Source organism: Streptomyces sp. B3I8 (assembly GCF_030816915.1).
Taxonomy (GTDB): domain Bacteria; phylum Actinomycetota; class Actinomycetes; order Streptomycetales; family Streptomycetaceae; genus Streptomyces.
Genome location: NZ_JAUSYN010000002.1, coordinates 4,983,363 through 4,999,418, shown reverse-complemented (window position 1 = coordinate 4,999,418; position 16,056 = coordinate 4,983,363). Strand labels below are relative to the sequence as shown.

Sequence of the window (16,056 nt, the reverse complement as noted above, 5' to 3'; positions counted from 1 at the left end):
AACCTGATCGGAAGATGCGCGACAACGATGAACGGCACTTTCTCGGTGCACCTGAGCGGCGCCGACGCCTTCGGCGAGTTCGCCCACGAGTGGCGCTCCCGGATGGGCGAGACGTTCGCGCTGGCGCGATTCAGCCAGGAGAGCGTCGCCGGCTTCGCGGCGCGTTCCCGGGGGTTCCGGCTGCGGGACGCGATGTTCAACCGCTTCGAGAACACGGCGGCCCTACGGACGGTGGGCCCGGGGGTGGGGGCCGAGGACCACGTACGCCTGTGGATCGTGCACCGGGGGACCTGGCGGTTCGGGGAACCGGGCGGGGCCGAGCACACGGCTCCGGCCGGCCGGATCCTGGTGCAGACGGGGAAGCTGTCCCACTTCGCGGCGGCACCGCGCACCGCCGTCCGGATGCTCGTGCTGCCGGCCGCCGAGATCCGGCACGGGCGGGGCCGGACGGCCTCCGGCGAGGGCGGCAGCGCCGAGGTGCGGCTGCTCACCGCGCACGCCGCCGCGCTGCACGGCACGCTGGACGAACTCGGACCGGCCGGGCTCGACGCCGCCCGCGAGACCCTGGCCGAGCTGGCCCGGGCCGTGGTGCGGGGCGGGGTCGACGACGCGGAGCCCCGGCTGTCGCCGGTGCTGGCCCAGGCCGCCCGGGACGTGGCCGACCGGTGGCTCACCGACCCCGGGCTCTCCCCCACGGCGGTCGCCCGGGAACTGAACGTCTCCGTGCGCACCCTGCAGCGGGCCTTCGCGCGCGAGGGTCGGTCGCTGAGCGCCTACATCAGGGAGCGCCGCCTCGACGAGGCGCGCCGCGCGCTGCTCGCCCCGCACCGGCGCGCGACCGTCTCGGAGATAGCCGCCCGCTGGCAGTTCGCCGACGGCGGCCACTTCGCCCGCGTCTTCCGCGCCCGCTACGGGCGGACGCCCACCGAGTACGCCGCGGCGGACGCGGGCGCGGCGGCCGTCGGGGACCGCACGGAGCGGCCCGCGGGGTTCACCGGCCCGGGCGCACCGTCAGGTCGTTGACCTCGGCGTCGCGGGGCAGGTCGAGCGCCATGAGGACGGTGGTGGCGACCGACTCGGGGTCGATCCAGCGCTCCGGGTCGTAGCTCTTGCCCTCCTGCCGGTGCACCTTGGCCTGCATGGGGCTGGCGGTGCGGCCCGGGTAGACGGAGGTGACCCGGACACCGGCCGCGTGCTCCTCCTCGCGCAGCGAGTCCGCGAGGGCCTTGAGCGCGTGCTTGGAGGCGGCGTACGCGGACCAGCCGGCGTGTGCGTTCAGTCCGGAGCCGGAGTTGACGAACACGACGTGGCCTCGGGCGGCGCGCAGCTGCGGCAGGAGGTGGCGGGTCAGCTCGGCGGGGGCGAGCAGGTTGACGTCGAGCTGGTGGCGCCAGGCCTTGGGGGTCAGCTCGCCGACCGTGCCCAGTTCGATGACGCCGGCGATGTGCAGGAGGGAGTCGACGCGGTCGGGGAGCGACTGGTGGGAGAAGGCCCAGGACAGCCGGTCGGGGTCGGCGAGGTCGCCGACGAGGGTGCGGGCGCCGGGGAACTCGGCGGCGAGCTGCTTCGCCCGGGCGGCGTCGCGGGCGTGCAGGACGAGGTCGTCGCCGCGGGCGTGGAGCCGCCGTGCGACGGCGGCGCCGATGCCGGAGCCGGCCCCGGTGATCACATGTGTAGCCATGCGGCTCATGTTCCCATCCCGCGCGCTCCCGCCGCCCTCGGGAAGGGGCGCGGGGAAGTGCGCGGGCGACCGCGGACCACCCGCCGCCACGGCCGCCCGCACCCCCGGGCTGTCAGGCCCGCTGACGTGCCCGCATCGCCTTGGCGGCACGCAGCCGGCTCGGCGTGAACGCGTCGACCGCCCCGGCCCCCTCCCCCGGCGTCCGGTTCCACCTCTCGACGGTGTCCGCCAGCTTCCGCAGCCCCGCGTCGCCGGGGGGCACGTCGATCTGGAAGTGGCCCTCCTTCGGCACGTGCGGGTCGTCGCCGCCCCACCGCACCACCGCCCGGCACTCGGCGAGGATGTCCCGCACGACGGCGACCTCGTGCGGGAAGAGACCGCCCCGCGCGCCGGCCGGGTAGAGGTCGGGGCAGATCGCGACGGCCGTCCCGGACAGGTGGTTGGACTCCTGGTCGGCGCGCACGGACCGGTCGGTCGTGTGACCGTGCACGTCCCCCGCGCCCAGGGTGCGGATCTCGTAGTGGAAGCGGCGCGTGACGTGCAGCAGGACGGTGGCCACGTCCCCCGCCAGCAGCGCCACCGAAGCGTTCGAGCCCTCGACGCGGTGGACCGCGATGCCGTCGGACCCACCGGAGGCGTCCTTGACGGGCCATCCGTTCGCCGAGCGGCCGGCGGACCAGTGGCCGCCCCCGTCACCGGGCGCGGTCCGCGGGGACGCGCCGACCGCCGGGGCGAACCCGAGGGAGAGGGCGGAGGTCGCTCCGACGAGGCCGACCGCCGTGAGGAAGCCGCGACGGCCCAGGTTCTCGCTGTGATCGTTCACTGTGCCTCAGTGTTCCTTTCCCGGCCTCCGGCCGGACTCCGGTGCCCCGCGAACCGGGCGCGCACGGCCGCCCCCAGGCAGCACACGCAGGCCACGAGGTAGGCGAGGACGCCGGGATTCACATAGGGCGGGACGAGGTCGAAGTGCGCGTTGCACCTGCGGTGCAGCGGGACGAGCGAGGTCCGACCGTAGGCCGGGTCCAGTGGCTGCCCGTGCTGGAGGGTGCAGGTCTCCTCGATGTCCGTGGCGAACATGTGCGAGGCGCCCCACAGGTACAGCGCCAGCGCGCAGAGCAGGAACCCGGCGGCCGCGGCGGTCCACCGCACCGGGGGGCCGGCCGGCAGCAGCCGGACGACGGCACCGGTCAGCAGAGCACCGAGGACGGTCCACAGACAGACGACGAAGAAGGTCAGCACGTATTCACCTGCACCACGATTTCCGGCCGGCGGCCGCGAGGACGACCCGTCGCCGGCCGCCGTTCAGCCTTCCTGGTCGGCCAGTTTCTGGAGGGTCTCCGCGTAGCCCTGGAGGTACGGATCGAGTTTTCCGTCCGTGAGGTATCCGGGGAGCAGTGTGTTCCATCCGGAGACCTGCCGGATCGCCTGGGTGCGCATGGCGTCCAGGACGTCGTCGTCCCCGACGTCGACGAGCATGGTCCGCGCGGTGTCCTCCGCGTGCGAGACGCTGCTGCCGTGCCGCTGGGCGAAGTAGTCGCTGAACCGGTGCAGATGGCCGTTGCCGCCGATGAGCGACTGCACCTGTTCGTCGATGCGCGCCCCGTTCCTCACCGCCGTACCGACGAGGTAGCCGTCGACGTCCTCCACCATGTCCCCGAAGGAGAACGACGAGCTGACGTTGAGCTTGGCCAGCCGGTCCATGCAGAAGGCGTAACCGGAGGCGTAGGAGTCGGCGTTGTTGCGCCAGTCCCCGTAGAAGGTGCTGAGGTCGCCGCCCCAGCCTCCGAAGTCGCCCCGGTTGGCGCCGGTCCCGGAGCCGCTGCCCTTGAGGTAGAAGGCGTTGGCGGTGGCGCCGAAGTGGTCGGCGTGGACGGTCACGCCGTACGACGGGTCGGTGAAACTCGTGACCCGTTTCGGCCCGTTGTCGTCGGCGTAGGCGATCCAGTCGCGGTCGACGTCGCCGATCAGGGTCTTCCAGCCGCTGTAGAGGTCGACGTAGCGGGGATAGCGCAGGTACTCCATGACCCTCAGGCTCGGGTTGCCCTTGTTGTACCGCACGGCGGTGCTGTACAGGTCGGCGATGTACTGCAGGTATCCGGCGACCGGGGACTCGGTGCCGCCGATGCCGTCGCGCCCCACTCCGCGGTCGGCGCCCGGCCGCTGGACGTCGCGGTCCAGGTCGAAGGCGTCGGTCTGGCTCGCGCTGAACCGGAACTCCTTGATCTGGGTGAAGGACCAGTTCTCCGGCATCGGGAAGCCGAGGTTCCCGGAGAAGCCCCAGGACATCCCGGAGACGAAGGAGTAGCGCGCGTACGCCTCCGCGCTCACCCGTGAGCAGACGTTCCGGGAGCCGTACACGCCGGCGACATAGCGTTTCCCTCGACTGGCCAGGCCCGACTGGACACCGGTGAAGTAGGGGACGATGTTGCTGGTGATCTCCGGGTCCGTGGCGTCGTAGTCGACGGCGAAGTAGATCACCGTGCCGGTGTTGAAGCCGTAGCCGACGGCGCGGTCGTGTGCCTTCTGGGCGTGGGCGTAGCCCTGCGGGAAGGTGAAGTCGGCCAGCGAGCGGGCGCCGTACTGGGAGATGGGGAAGACCCGCATGCCGCCGTCGAAGAGGGCGTCCAGTTCCCCGGGCTGGATCTCCTTGTCGAGGGTGCTGTCGGGGTCCTCGTCCAGATAGCGGCCGACGACCTTGTAGCCGCCCGAGACCAGGGCTCTGGCCCGGTCGACGCTGATGTGGAAGCGCGTGTCGCAGGCGCCGGCGGGCCGGTCGGGATCGCCCATGGAGACAAGGAGCTGGGCCCATGTCTCGTAGTCACCGCGGCCGTTGACGGTCAGCGCGGAGAATTCCTGGAAGGCACGCACGTAGGTGGCGAGGGCCGAGTCGAACGCCGTCTTGAACACCGTGGAGGTGGAGCCGACGCTGCCGTTGAAGACGCAGGCGGCGCTGAAGAGTTTGACGAAGATGCCGGTGTCGTCCTCGGACACCTCGTGGCTGCGCAGTCCGGCCTGGGTCGAGGGGCCGAAGTTCCCGGTCGCCTGGTCCTCGGCAACGCCGAACTCGTACTGCAGCGCCTTCATCAGGGCGGTCTGCACGTCCCGGGTGTAGTGCCCGTCGCAGGGGATGAGGAAGAAGGTGGACTTGTTGAGATAGCTGCTGTTGAGCCACTGCTGGATCGTGCGCACCTCCTCGGTGCCGCCCGACAGCAGCGAGTAGGCGTCCATGGTCAGCAGCGCCTTGAAGATCTTCGGCTGCACCCTCCCGTCGGAGGGGACGGCGAAGCCGGCGTTGCGTTTGAGCTGGGTGACGGAGGCGGTGGTGGCGTCGTCGTACGTGCCGTCCGTGTTGCCGCCCCAGTAGCCCTTGCAGAACAGGGCGCTCTGCACGATGCGGACGATGTTCTTGTTCGACGTCGACGGGCCGATGTCCCCGAGGGCCGCCAGCTTGGACAGGGTGGTGGGGCCGAAGCTGTCGGAGAGGGTGGTGATGCCCAGCTCGACCTGGAGGCCCCGGGTGAGCGAGTACATGGTCGACCACCCGGTGGCGCCGTCCTCGGGACATCGGTTGTAGCCGCTCACACCGCCGTAGGTGGCGTTCACCCATTTCTGGGCGGCGAGGACCTTCTCGTCCATCTCGTGCTCCTTCCGGTTCAACCACGGTGGGCCGGCGCCGTCCGGCGCCGGCCCACAAGGCGGCAGCCGTCGACGGGCGAGGCAAAGGGGTACGGGCGGGGGACGGCTCAGTCGCAGGGGAACACGGTGTCGGACTTGTAGTCGATGTAGAGGCTGCCGGAGGTGTTGCCCATCTTGGCGGTGATGGGTGCGCAGGCGAAGCTGGAGACGTTCACGGGGCCCGCGTACTCGCTGAAGTTGCCGGTGTCGGTGTCGCAGCCCGTGCCGTCGACCTTGCACACGCGCAGGTACATGTACTGCGACTTGCCCACGTTGTTGTCGAGGATGGCGCACCCCTTGCCGCCGTTCCCGTAGGCGAAGAGGGTGCCCAGCCGCAGGTTCGGGTCGGTGCCGAGGGGCAGCGGGACGGCCTTGAGCAGCGTGTAGCCGGAGCCGCACACCGTGGCCGCCGCGACGGCCTGCGGGTCGCTCTTGGCGATGGCCCGGGTGGTGGCGTCGGCCTTGGCGGAGACGGCCTGGGCGCCGGCCTTCGCCGCTACCGCCGGGGCGGGGCCCTGCGCGGCCACTGCCTGCGGTGCCGTGACGGCGACCGCGGCCAGCGCGGCGGCTACGGCAGCGGCGCGGATGCCTGCCTTGAACTTCGGCATGGGAAGTGGGGTCCTCTCGTCGAATGTCGTACGTCGAGCGGCGAACGCGAAGGCCGGACATCGAACGGCGAAGCCGGACGTCAAACGCCGAAGCCGGACATCAGGCGCCGAATGCCCACCGATCTCGAACCTTTGTTCGAGATCGAGTCGGCGGAGCCACTGTAGACATGACGTGAACGCTTCAGGAAGAGGGCGATCATGGAACGCACCGGCCCGGACGGCCGAAAAACGCCCCCCGCCGCAGCGGCCCGACCAACCGGACCGAGCCGACTGGAGGGCGAAAACACTTGCGAAGACTGAGCGGAGAGAAGGGGCGGACGATGTGGAGTCCCCGGGTCCGCCCCTCGACGATTGGCTGATCACCGCGCCCCGGGGCCGCACCCCCGCAGACGCCGGGGCGCAGCCCCGCAGGGCCGGGGGCCGCAGCCCCCGCCACCCCTCACTTCACCCCCGCGCTCTCCTCCAGGTACGCCAGTGCCCCCACCGGCTCCTCCGCGAAGAAGACCAGCTCGGCCAGGGGGCGGGGCAGGAAGCCCTCGGCCTCCATGCGGTGGAACTGCTGCTTGAGGCCGTCGTAGAAGCCGGCCGTGTTGAGCAGGACGACCGGCTTGTCGGTGTGGCCGTGCTTCTTCTGTTCCAGGATCTCGGTGGCCTCGTCGAGCGTGCCCGTGCCGCCCACCATGATGACGACGGCGTCGCCCTTCTCCAGCAGCAGCCGTTTGCGCTCGGCGAGGTCCTTGGCGATCACCATGTCGTCGACGCCGGGCCGCACCTTGTGCGAGAGGAAGTCGACGGAGACCCCGCACAGCCGTCCGCCCGCCTCCTGGACGCCGTCGGCCACGACCTTCATCAGGCCGGCGTCCGAGCCGCCCCACACCAGGGTGTGGCCGCCCTTGCCGAGCAGTTCCGCGAACTCGCGGGCGGGGCGGGTGTAGCGGTCGTCGAGGTCGGCGGCGGAGAGGAAGACGCAGATTCGCATGGCGACCACGGTACGCGCGAGGAACCCGCCGCCGGGCGGGAAAAACCTGGGCACGCGCGGGAAGAACACGGCGCGCGCGGGTGCTGAACCGGCATGAGCAAAGGACACGTCATCACTGTCGAACAGAGCGACGAGCGCGTGCGCGTGGTGCACGACGGCCAGGTGCTGGCCGAGAGCGACCGCCCGCTCGTCCTGCGGGAGACCGGTTGTCCCCCGCGGTTCTACCTGCCCCCCGAGGACGTCCGGCTGGACCTGCTGACGCCGTCCGCGACGCACACGGTCTGCCCGTTCAAGGGCACGGCCTCGTACTGGTCGCTGCCGGACGCCGCCGATCTGGTCTGGGCATACCCGGACCCCAAGCCGGATGTGGCCGCGATCAAGGACCACCTGTGCTTCTACGAGGTGGAGGTGGTCGGTACGACGGCCACCTGACCGGCTCCGCGCCTCCCGGCGTCCTCGCCCCGCCGTGTCGTACGCGGGGATCGCCACGCCCGGTGGCAGTCTCCACAGACATGGCAGACACAGGGACGGCAGACAGGGCGGACGGGGCAGGCATGGACAGGACGGTCATCTCGCGCGACGGCACGTCCCTCGCGTACGCACGCTCCGGACGGGGCCCGGCTGTCGTGCTGGTGAGCGGGGCGATGTCGACGGGCGCGACGACGGCACCGCTGGCCGCACGGCTGGCGGACCACTGCGAGGTGATCGTCTACGACCGGCGGGGCCGCGGCGGCAGCGGGGACACCCAGCCGTACGCGGTCGCCCGCGAGGTGGAGGATCTCGGGGCGCTGATCGGGGAGGTGGGCGGGGGCGCCGCCCTGTACGGCGTCTCGTCGGGCGGCGCGCTCGCCCTGGAGGCCGCGGCGAGCGGGCTGCCGGGAGTGACCCGGGTCGCCGTGTACGAGCCTCCGTTCACGCTGTCGGAGGAGCAGGCGGGCGCCCGCCTGCGGTACACCGAGCGGCTGACGGAGGCGCTGCGGCGCGGGGCGCACGGTGACGCGGTGGAGCTGTTCCTCTCCCTCACCGGTCTCGCCCCGGAGATGATCGCGAGCGCCCGTTCCTCCCCCATGTGGGCCGGCATGGAGGCGGTCGCGCCGACCCTGGCGTACGACGACGCGGTGATGGGCGGCGGGTCGGTCCCCCGAGAGCGGCTCGCGTCGGTCGGGGTGCCGGTGCTCGCCGTGGCCGGCGGCGCGAGCCCCGCCTGGATGCGCGAGGCGGCCGAGGCGGTGGCGGACGCGGTGCCCGACGGCGCGTACCGCTGTCTGGAGGACCAGAACCACATGGTCGACCCGGACGCCCTCGCGCCGGTGCTCGTGGACTTCCTCGGGGCCTGACATCACCTGACCCGCGGCGTGCCGGGCCATGGCCGGCCGAACCGGACAGGGCCGGACGGCTCCGGGCGGTGGTGGACGGTTCCGGGCGGTGGCCGGAAATGCGGTGGGACCGCCTCGTGTTGCCGTCCACCGGGAAGACAGTTCCGGCCACCGGGCCGGCCCACGACCGGAAGGACAGCCGCCGCATGCCCAGCACCGCACCGGAATCAGAATCGACATCGGAATCGGTATCGGACCGCACTGAGAACCCTGCCGACGCCCACCACCCGTGGAGCGTGGCCGTACTCGGCCCCGGCGGCGTCGGCGGGCTGCTCGCCGCGTTGCTGTCCCGGGCCGGACACCGGGTGATCTGTCTGGCCGGCGAGACGACCGCGAAGACCCTGCGCGAGAACGGGATCCGGGTGCGCAGCGAGCGGTTCGGGGACTTCACCGCCGAGGTGGAGGCCGACACCGAGCTGCGCGAACCGGTCGACCTGTGCGTGGTGGCCGTCAAGCACACCAGCCTCGACGAGGCCCTCACCCGGCTCCCGCCGGACGTACTGGGCCCGGACGCGCTGGTCCTTCCCCTGCTCAACGGCGTCGAGCACACCGAAACGCTGCGCGGCCGCTACGGCGACGGCCGGGTGGCGGCCGGTGTCATCCGCGTCGAGTCCACGCGGGTCGCGCCCGGTGTGATCGAGCACGGCAGCCCGTTCGCCGACATCGACCTCGCGGGCCGCACCGCACGGCCGCTCGCCGAGGTGGCCGGCGTACTCGAAGCCGCCGGACTCCGCGCCCGCGTCGCGGAGTCGGAGACCGCGATCCTCTGGGCGAAGCTGGCCTTCCTCGCCCCGTTCGCCCTGCTCACCACGCGGTACGGCACAGGCGCCGGTCCGGTGCGCACCGAGCACCGGGAGGAACTGCTCGCCCTGATCGACGAGACCACCGCCGTCGGCCGGGCGGAGGGCGCCCCGCTCGACGCGGCCCGCAGCGTGGCGATGTTCGACGCGTGCCCGGCCGACATGAGGTCGTCGATGCAGCGCGACGCGGAGGCGGGCCGCCCGCTGGAGCTGGAGGCGATCGGCGGGGCCGTGCTCCGCGCGGCCGAGCGGCACGGGATCGCGGTGCCGACGGCCGCACGCCTGGTGGCCGAGGTGAAAGCGCTGTGAGCAACCGAACACCTGACGCGAGGAGTTGACTGCCCGGCGGCTGCCCAGGATCCCCTCGCGGGCGCGGCGCACGACCGCGTTCCGCCAGGGGAGGGACAGCATGCGGTACGCCGACCGGCCGGGAACCCGGCGCGAGGTGCACATCGACGCGGATCCGGCACGGGTGTGGGAGATCGTGACGGACGTCGAGGCGATGACGGGGTGGAGCCCGGAGCTGGTACGGGTGGAGTGGCGGGACGGCGCCGGCGGACCGGCCCCGGGCGTCCGTTACCTCGGGCACAACCGTCATCCCGTCATCGGCGAGTGGTGTACGACGTCGGAGATCACGGAGTGCGTCCCGCGCCGCACGCTCACCTGGCGCGTCCTGGACACCGAGGGCGTCTACAGCGACCCCGCGAAGGACGCCACGGCCCCCATGGCCACGTGGTCCTTCGCCCTGACCCCCGCGCCCGACGGCGGCACGGCGCTGCGCCAGTCGGTCACCCTCGGCCCCGCTCCCTCGGGCCTGAGCGCGTACATCGGGCGCGCCCCCGACCAGGAGGAGGCGATCGTCGCGTACCGCCTGGGAGAACTGGCCAGGGGCATGGAGGCCACGCTGGAGGGGATCAGGCGGGCGGCGGAGGCCTGACCGCCGCCGTCGCCACCGTCACCGCCGTCCCGCACCCCGTGCCCAACTGGCCGCACCGACCGGTATGTTGCCGGTGTCCTTGCCCCTGGGCCAGGGTGTACGGATTGCGAGGGTGCCGATGACGAGGGAGTACAGCGCTGTGAGCGAACGGCCGACGAGCGCGAGGGTGCCGATCAACTCCTCCATGGCCCACCCCGCCCGGGTGTACAACGCCTGGCTGGGCGGCAAGGACAACTACCCCGCCGACCAGGAGGCGGCCGAACTGGCCGCCGCCGCCAACCCGCACATCATCGAGGCGGTCCGCGCCAACCGGGCCTTCCTGGGGCGTGCCGTGCGCGAGCTGGTGGAGGGGGCGGGGGTCCGGCAGTTCCTCGACATCGGCACCGGCATACCCGCGGCCGACAACACGCACGAGGTGGCGCAGCGGGCCGATCCCGGGGCCCGTGTCGTCTACGTGGACAACGACCCGGTCGTCCTGGCCCACGCCGAGGCGCTCCTGGTCAGCAGCCGCGACGGGGCGACGGACTACATCCAGGCCGACCTGCGCGAGGTGGACCGCATCCTGGAACGGGCCCGCGCGACGCTGGACTTCTCGCAGCCGGTCGGGCTCATGCTCGTCGCCGTGCTCCAGTACGTCCCGGACGCCGACGACCCGTACGCGATCACCGCGGCCCTCCTCGACGCGCTGCCCGCCGGCAGCCACCTCGTCGTCTCCCACCCGGCCTCGGACATCGCCGCCGAGCAGGTCGCGAAGTCGATGCGGGTCTACAACGAGCGGGCCGACGCGCACGCGGGCGCCACCCCGCGCACGCACGACGAGGTCACCCGCTTCTTCCGCGGCACCGACCTGCTGGAGCCCGGGGTCGTCGAGCTCCCCCGGTGGCACCCGGACGCCGGCACCGCCACGCCCACGGGCCCGCTCCCGATGTGGTGCGGAGTCGGCCGCACGTCCTGAGCGGCGGACGGCCGGGGGCTTCGGGCCCGGCACGGGGGCCGGGGGCCGGACAGTGAGGGCCAGGGGCCGGGGCCGGGGCAACGCGTCCCGCCTCTTCGGGCACACCTCGTGCCCCTGAGCTTCCTGACGTGGTACGGGAGTCACGTTTAGCGTCCAGGGGGTGAGCCTTTGGACCTCCCTGGAACCCGCCTCCGCCACCGTGGACCCGGGTGGCGTGACGACCGTACGGCTGCGTCTGCGCAACACCGGTGACGTGGTGGACGAGTACCACTTCGAAGCGGTCGGATCCCTCGCGCCATGGACCGTGGTGGAGCCGCGGACGGTGCGCCTGTACCCGGGGACGACGGGGTCGGTGGACCTGACGATCGCCCCGCCGCGCACCCCGGACGCGACGGCGGGCCCCCATCCGTACGGGGTCCGCGTCACACCGACCGAGCACCCGGAGGCGACGACCGTCCCGGAGGGCAACGTCACGGTCACCCCGTTCACGGAGGTGCGGGCGGAACTGGTGCCGGTGACGGTGAAGGGCCGCCTGCGCGGACGCCCGAAGCTGGCCGTGGACAACCTGGGCAACACGAGGCTGACGGCCTCGGTGAGCGGCAGCGACAACGGCGACCAGTTGTCGTACGAGATCCGTCCGGCCAACGTGCAGATCGAGCCGGGCCGCGCGGCGTTCGTGAACGCGGTGCTGAAGCCGCGGCGGATCATCTGGTTCGGCGCGAAGGAGGACCGGCCGTACGCGCTGTCCGTGCAGCGGTCCGGTGTGACGCCGCTGAAGGTGGAGGGCACGTATGTCCAGCGGGGGTTCCTGCCGCGCTGGCTGGCCACCTGCCTCGGCCTCTTCATGGCCCTGGCGATCACCTTCGTGATGCTGTGGATCGCCTACAAGCCGCAGGTCCGCACCGCGGCCACCGAGAAGATGCAGGGGGCCGGCGCCAGCACGCTCGCGCCTTCCGCCCCGCCGTCCCTCGAAGCGCCCAAGAGCCCCGACGCGACGGCCTCCGCCCCCGCGGGTCCGGCCTCTGCCGACGCGAAGGGCGGCGGAGGCGGCGGAGGCGGCGGGAACAAGAAGGCCAAGCCTCCGGAGACGACCGCGGCGACAGCCGTCCAGAAACTCGCCGCGCAGGATCCGGGCGGGCGGCACATCTGTTACCGGGCGTTCGTGGCGGGCGACGGCTGGACGGACGCCGTGTGCGACGGCCAGACGGCCGGCACCCCGGGCGAGGGAACGATCACGTCCGTCAACATCGCCGTTGCCGACGCCAAGGGCGTCAACACCCGCGCCTACGTCTACGATCCCGCCTCCACCAACGGCGAGGGCAACTACTTCGACCCCTGGTCCACCGCCGAGGACGGCATCGACACCTACGTGGGCAGCACCAAGAAGGACGCCCCGCACATGCTGGGGTTCGCCGTCAGCGTCGACAAGGGCGCCGGCAACGTCTGCCAGACCACCTACATCCACGACGGCGACTGGCTCGGCCTGGAGTGCGACGCACCTGACGCCGGACTGTCGTTCACCTACGCCGGAACCCACGACAACAACGAGTGGATCCAGGCGTTCCGACTCACCGTCTGAACCCGACGCGCGCCCGCCCGCGCATCGGGCGCGGGCGGGCCGGTCTTCACACCAGGTGCTCCGTGAACCGGCGGGTGGTCGCCTCCACGGGCGTGTTCCCGCACCGCGTCGGGCTCCTACAGGCCCTCTCGCAGGAGGACGGGCTCCGCCCTGCGACGAGTGCGGCGCCGATGCCGCGGCGCCACGCCACAGGCCGCCGCCGCGTTGTCTGCTGCCGACATCACCAACCACTCCTGCGGGTTGCGGGTGGAGCCGACTCGATGGGGCACGGACGGACGGGCGACCGTCGCGGGTCAGACGACGAGGGCGGATGCCGGCCCGCCGGCGGGCGGGCCCGGCGGAAGGGCCAGCTCGAACCAGACGGTCTTGCCGGCGGGCCCGTACGGCCCCCCGCCGGTGCCGCAGCCGCCCCAGCGGTCCGCGAGTACGTCGAGGATCAGCAGCCCCCTCCCGGTGAAGGCGTCCGGGGGGACGGCGGAGCGCGGGCCGAGCGGCGGCAGGTCGGGGCTCATGTCCCACACGCTGACCCGCAGCACGGGGTCAAGCCAGTGCAGCCGGACGGAGGCGGGTCCCCTGGTGTGCCGTACCGAGTTGGTGGTGAGCTCGGACGTCAACAGCTCCGCCCGGTCGGCCAGTTCGGCGAGACCGTGGGCGGCGAGCACGGCGCGCAGGGTGAGGCGGGCGATGCCGGGGGCGCGGGGGTCGCAGGGGTAGTGGAGTTCGTAACTCCAGGGTGCGGCGAAGGGGAGCGGACCGGGGTGGGGAACGGGGTCCGGCTCGTCGTCGGCCTGAGCGGTGAGGACGGCGGGGGGTCGGGTCACGCGGCACCTCCGTTGGTGCGGGTCGTTGTCGCCGGGGAGCACGCGGCTGTACGTCCACGCGTGCGGGCCGTGCCCTCCGCCTGTCCGCCGACGCGGTGTCCTGCCGGTACGTTCACCGCGTCCCGGGTGGGCGGCGGGGTTCCGGTGCGCTTCCGCTGGGGCGGGGAGGTGGCTTGCGCCTCACCATACGAGGTCCTCACATAACGGTGCTACCTGCTTCACTAGAACTGATTAACTTCGGTTTTCAGGTGGATCCGGGCAGCCGGGATCGGCACACTGTGCGCGGGCGAAGAGGGAGATCACTTATGGCACCAAGGCACACCCCGTCAGTCCGACAGCGTCGCTTCGGAGCCGAGTTGCGCAGGATGCGGCAGGCAGCGGGCATGACGGCCCCTCAGGCAGCCGACATGCTCTCTACGGACCGCACGGTGATCGCCAATGTCGAGGCCGGCCGATTCGGCATCAGCGAGGAGAGGCTCCGCCGCCTCGCAAGCATCTACGAGTGCAACAACCCGGCACTGATCGATGCACTGGCGACCATGACCGGCGGACGCACGACAGGCTGGTGGGAGGAGTACAGGGGCAAGATTCCGCCGGGCTTCCTCGATGTCTCTGAGATCGAGCACTACGCAGTCCGGCTACGCACTTTGCAGACCGCGCACCTGCCCGGCCTGTTCCAGACCGAGGAGCACGCTCGCGCTCTCTTCGACCTTCTCGTGCCCGCTCTGCCGCGACTGGAAGTTGAACTACGCGTTGCCCACCGCCTCGGGCGCCAGCGCGTGGTCACAGGTGACAGCCGTGTGCCGTACGTCGGGATCATCCACGAAGCGGCACTACGCATCCAGGTCGGAGGCCCCAAGGTCGCCCGTGCTCAGCTGAAACACCTCCTTGAGGCGAGCGACCGCGACAACGTCACCATTCTCATCATCCCGTTCGCTGCGGGCGGGTTTCCCATGGCCGGTGAGTCCCTCATGTACGCAGAGGCGGCAGACCCTCACCTGGACACGGCACACATGGACTCCCCCAGCGGCGCCGTCTTCCTGGACTCCCCGACGCAACTGGAGAACTTCCGCAAGCGTCTGGATCTCATCGAAAAGATAGCGTTGGGAGCACGAGCGTCCCAGGACGCGATCCGTGCCGTCATCCGCGACCTGTAAGAGGTGCGTCCCTTGCCCGAGTTGCGCTGGATCAAGTCGTCGTTCTCCGAAGAGGGCGGCAACAACTGCGTCGAGATAGCCGCGCCGAGCCTCGACGGCATAGCCCTCCGGGAGAGCGAAAGCCCGGCCCGCGTACTGACCACGGACCGGGCGGCGCTGGGTTCGCTGGTGCGGAGCGTCAAGGCGGGGCTCAGCAGTTGACTGCTCCGCTCAGTCGCTTCGAACCCGAGCGACGAGCATGTCCTCGACGACCGCCCGCTGAACGGTCCTCAGCTTCGTCGGTCTGCTTGCCCGCTCACTGGAAGTACGCTCGGCCGGCGGACGGGGATCAGACCGCCGCCGTCGCCCTCCGCGTCGACGCGATCGTGGCCGAGCCGACCACCCTCGTCCCGTCGTACAGGACGATGGCCTGGCCGGGGGCGATGCCTCGGACGGGGGTGGTGAAGGAGACCTCCAGGGAGCCGTCCACCACCTCGGCCGTCACCTCCGTCTCGTCGCCGTGGGCGCGGAGTTGGGCGGTGTAGGTGCCGGGGCCGGAGGGGGCCGTGCCGCACCAGCGGGGCTTGATCGCGGTGAGCGCGTCGACGTCGAGGGCGGCGGCCGGGCCGACCGTGACCGTGTTGGTCACCGGGGAGATGTCCAGGACGTAGCGCGGCTTGCCGTCGTCGGCCGGGGTGCCGATGCGCAGGCCCTTGCGCTGGCCGATGGTGAAGCCGAAGGCGCCCTCGTGGGTGCCGACCTTGGCGCCGGACTCGTCGACGATGTCGCCCTCCGCGCGGCCCAGCCGGTTCGCGAGGAAGCCCTGGGTGTCGCCGTCGGCGATGAAGCAGATGTCGTGCGAGTCGGGCTTCTTGGCAACGGCCAGGCCCCGGCGCTCGGCCTCCGCGCGGATCTCGTCCTTCGTCGTCATCGTGTCGCCGAGCGGGAACATCGCGTGCGCGAGCTGCCTCTCGTCCAGCACGCCGAGGACGTACGACTGGTCCTTGGCCATGTCGGAGGCGCGGTGCAGCTCGCGGGTGCCGTCCTCACGGAGGATCACCTTGGCGTAGTGGCCGGTGCAGACCGCGTCGAAGCCGAGCGCGAGCGCCTTGTCGAGCAGCGCGGCGAACTTGATCTTCTCGTTGCAGCGCAGGCAGGGGTTGGGGGTGCGGCCGGCCTCGTACTCGGCGACGAAGTCCTCGACCACGTCCTCGCGGAAGCGCTCGGCGAGGTCCCAGACGTAGAACGGGATGCCGATGACGTCCGCGGCGCGGCGGGCGTCCCGCGAGTCCTCGATGGTGCAACAGCCCCGCGCCCCCGTACGGAACGACTGCGGGTTCGCGGAGAGCGCGAGGTGGACGCCGGTGACGTCGTGGCCCGCTTCCGCGGCGCGGGCGGCGGCGACGGCGGAGTCGACCCCTCCGGACATGGCGGCGAGGACGCGAAGGCGGCGGGGGTGCTGCGGGATGTCGTCAGTCATAACCCCTCCAGGGTACGGGGGCGTGGGAA

The 16,056-nt window shown here is 71.9% G+C and carries 18 protein-coding genes; 9 read left to right on the top strand and 9 right to left on the bottom strand.

Annotation, left to right across the window (positions count from 1 at the left end; all coding sequences use genetic code 11):
- Positions 1–27 precede the first annotated feature (27 nt).
- A complete protein-coding gene (locus tag QFZ64_RS24490; protein WP_307069164.1) occupies positions 28–1,023 on the top strand; it encodes a helix-turn-helix domain-containing protein in 996 nt (331 codons plus the stop codon).
- On the opposite strand, the gene QFZ64_RS24485 is transcribed toward QFZ64_RS24490, so the two are convergent.
- From QFZ64_RS24485 to QFZ64_RS24460, 6 genes are all read right to left on the bottom strand, one after another.
- A complete protein-coding gene (locus QFZ64_RS24485) occupies positions 992–1,681 on the bottom strand; it encodes an SDR family oxidoreductase (RefSeq protein ID WP_307069162.1) in 690 nt (229 codons plus the stop codon). The genes QFZ64_RS24490 and QFZ64_RS24485 overlap by 32 nt on opposite strands.
- 112 nt (positions 1,682–1,793) lie before the next feature.
- Positions 1,794–2,504 carry a hypothetical protein gene (locus QFZ64_RS24480; protein WP_307069160.1) on the bottom strand — a complete coding sequence of 237 codons (711 nt, stop codon included), beginning with the start codon at positions 2,502–2,504 and terminating at the stop codon, positions 1,794–1,796.
- Complete coding sequence (locus QFZ64_RS24475; RefSeq protein ID WP_307069159.1) at positions 2,501–2,920, bottom strand: hypothetical protein; 420 nt, start codon at positions 2,918–2,920, stop codon at positions 2,501–2,503. The genes QFZ64_RS24480 and QFZ64_RS24475 overlap by 4 nt, the downstream gene beginning before the upstream one ends.
- Positions 2,921–2,983: 63 nt before the next feature.
- Entirely contained in the window at positions 2,984–5,317 is a 2,334-nt protein-coding gene (locus QFZ64_RS24470) for a glycoside hydrolase domain-containing protein (RefSeq protein WP_307069157.1), read from the bottom strand.
- 107 nt (positions 5,318–5,424) lie between these two features.
- Positions 5,425–5,964: a hypothetical protein gene (locus QFZ64_RS24465; protein WP_307069155.1), complete on the bottom strand. Its 540-nt coding sequence runs from the start codon at positions 5,962–5,964 to the stop codon at positions 5,425–5,427.
- Between the two features lie 439 nt (positions 5,965–6,403).
- A complete protein-coding gene (locus QFZ64_RS24460; protein WP_307069152.1) occupies positions 6,404–6,943 on the bottom strand; it encodes a TIGR00730 family Rossman fold protein in 540 nt (179 codons plus the stop codon).
- A 93-nt stretch (positions 6,944–7,036) separates the two neighbouring features.
- Here QFZ64_RS24460 and QFZ64_RS24455 point away from each other — a divergent pair, with 93 nt between their 5' ends.
- The 4 genes from QFZ64_RS24455 (at position 7,037) to QFZ64_RS24440 (ending at position 10,056) form a co-directional block, all read left to right on the top strand.
- Positions 7,037–7,375, top strand: coding sequence for a DUF427 domain-containing protein (locus QFZ64_RS24455; protein WP_307069150.1), 339 nt, complete (start codon positions 7,037–7,039; stop codon positions 7,373–7,375).
- Between the two features lie 122 nt (positions 7,376–7,497).
- A complete protein-coding gene (locus QFZ64_RS24450) occupies positions 7,498–8,280 on the top strand; it encodes an alpha/beta fold hydrolase (RefSeq protein WP_307069148.1) in 783 nt (260 codons plus the stop codon).
- A gap of 185 nt (positions 8,281–8,465) precedes the next feature.
- Positions 8,466–9,428 carry a ketopantoate reductase family protein gene (locus tag QFZ64_RS24445; RefSeq protein ID WP_373430656.1) on the top strand — a complete coding sequence of 321 codons (963 nt, stop codon included), beginning with the start codon at positions 8,466–8,468 and terminating at the stop codon, positions 9,426–9,428.
- Between the two features lie 100 nt (positions 9,429–9,528).
- Positions 9,529–10,056, top strand: coding sequence for an SRPBCC family protein (locus tag QFZ64_RS24440; RefSeq protein ID WP_307069144.1), 528 nt, complete (start codon positions 9,529–9,531; stop codon positions 10,054–10,056).
- Between the two features lie 18 nt (positions 10,057–10,074).
- Here the strand turns inward: QFZ64_RS24440 and QFZ64_RS24435 are convergent, their stop codons facing one another.
- Entirely contained in the window at positions 10,075–10,242 is a 168-nt protein-coding gene (locus QFZ64_RS24435) for a hypothetical protein (RefSeq protein WP_307069142.1), read from the bottom strand.
- On the opposite strand from QFZ64_RS24435, the gene QFZ64_RS24430 reads away from it, so the two are divergent.
- Together QFZ64_RS24430 and QFZ64_RS24425 are read left to right on the top strand one after the other, a co-directional pair.
- Entirely contained in the window at positions 10,241–11,011 is a 771-nt protein-coding gene (locus QFZ64_RS24430; protein ID WP_307069140.1) for an SAM-dependent methyltransferase, read from the top strand. The genes QFZ64_RS24435 and QFZ64_RS24430 overlap by 2 nt on opposite strands.
- Before the next feature lie 160 nt (positions 11,012–11,171).
- A complete protein-coding gene (locus QFZ64_RS24425) occupies positions 11,172–12,590 on the top strand; it encodes a hydrolase (protein ID WP_307069138.1) in 1,419 nt (472 codons plus the stop codon).
- Between the two features lie 293 nt (positions 12,591–12,883).
- Here the strand turns inward: QFZ64_RS24425 and QFZ64_RS24420 are convergent, their stop codons facing one another.
- Positions 12,884–13,411, bottom strand: coding sequence for an ATP-binding protein (locus QFZ64_RS24420; protein WP_307069136.1), 528 nt, complete (start codon positions 13,409–13,411; stop codon positions 12,884–12,886).
- Positions 13,412–13,716: 305 nt separating this feature from the next.
- On the opposite strand from QFZ64_RS24420, the gene QFZ64_RS24415 reads away from it, so the two are divergent.
- Positions 13,717–14,568: a helix-turn-helix transcriptional regulator gene (locus QFZ64_RS24415; RefSeq protein ID WP_307069134.1), complete on the top strand. Its 852-nt coding sequence runs from the start codon at positions 13,717–13,719 to the stop codon at positions 14,566–14,568.
- A 12-nt stretch (positions 14,569–14,580) separates the two neighbouring features.
- The gene (locus QFZ64_RS24410) at positions 14,581–14,769 is read left to right on the top strand and encodes a DUF397 domain-containing protein (RefSeq protein WP_307069132.1); all 189 of its coding nucleotides are present in this window, start codon (positions 14,581–14,583) and stop codon (positions 14,767–14,769) included.
- Between the two features lie 127 nt (positions 14,770–14,896).
- Here the strand turns inward: QFZ64_RS24410 and mnmA are convergent, their stop codons facing one another.
- Positions 14,897–16,027 carry a tRNA 2-thiouridine(34) synthase MnmA gene (gene mnmA, locus QFZ64_RS24405; RefSeq protein WP_307069130.1) on the bottom strand — a complete coding sequence of 377 codons (1,131 nt, stop codon included), beginning with the start codon at positions 16,025–16,027 and terminating at the stop codon, positions 14,897–14,899.
- Between the last annotated feature and the right edge of the window lie 29 nt (positions 16,028–16,056).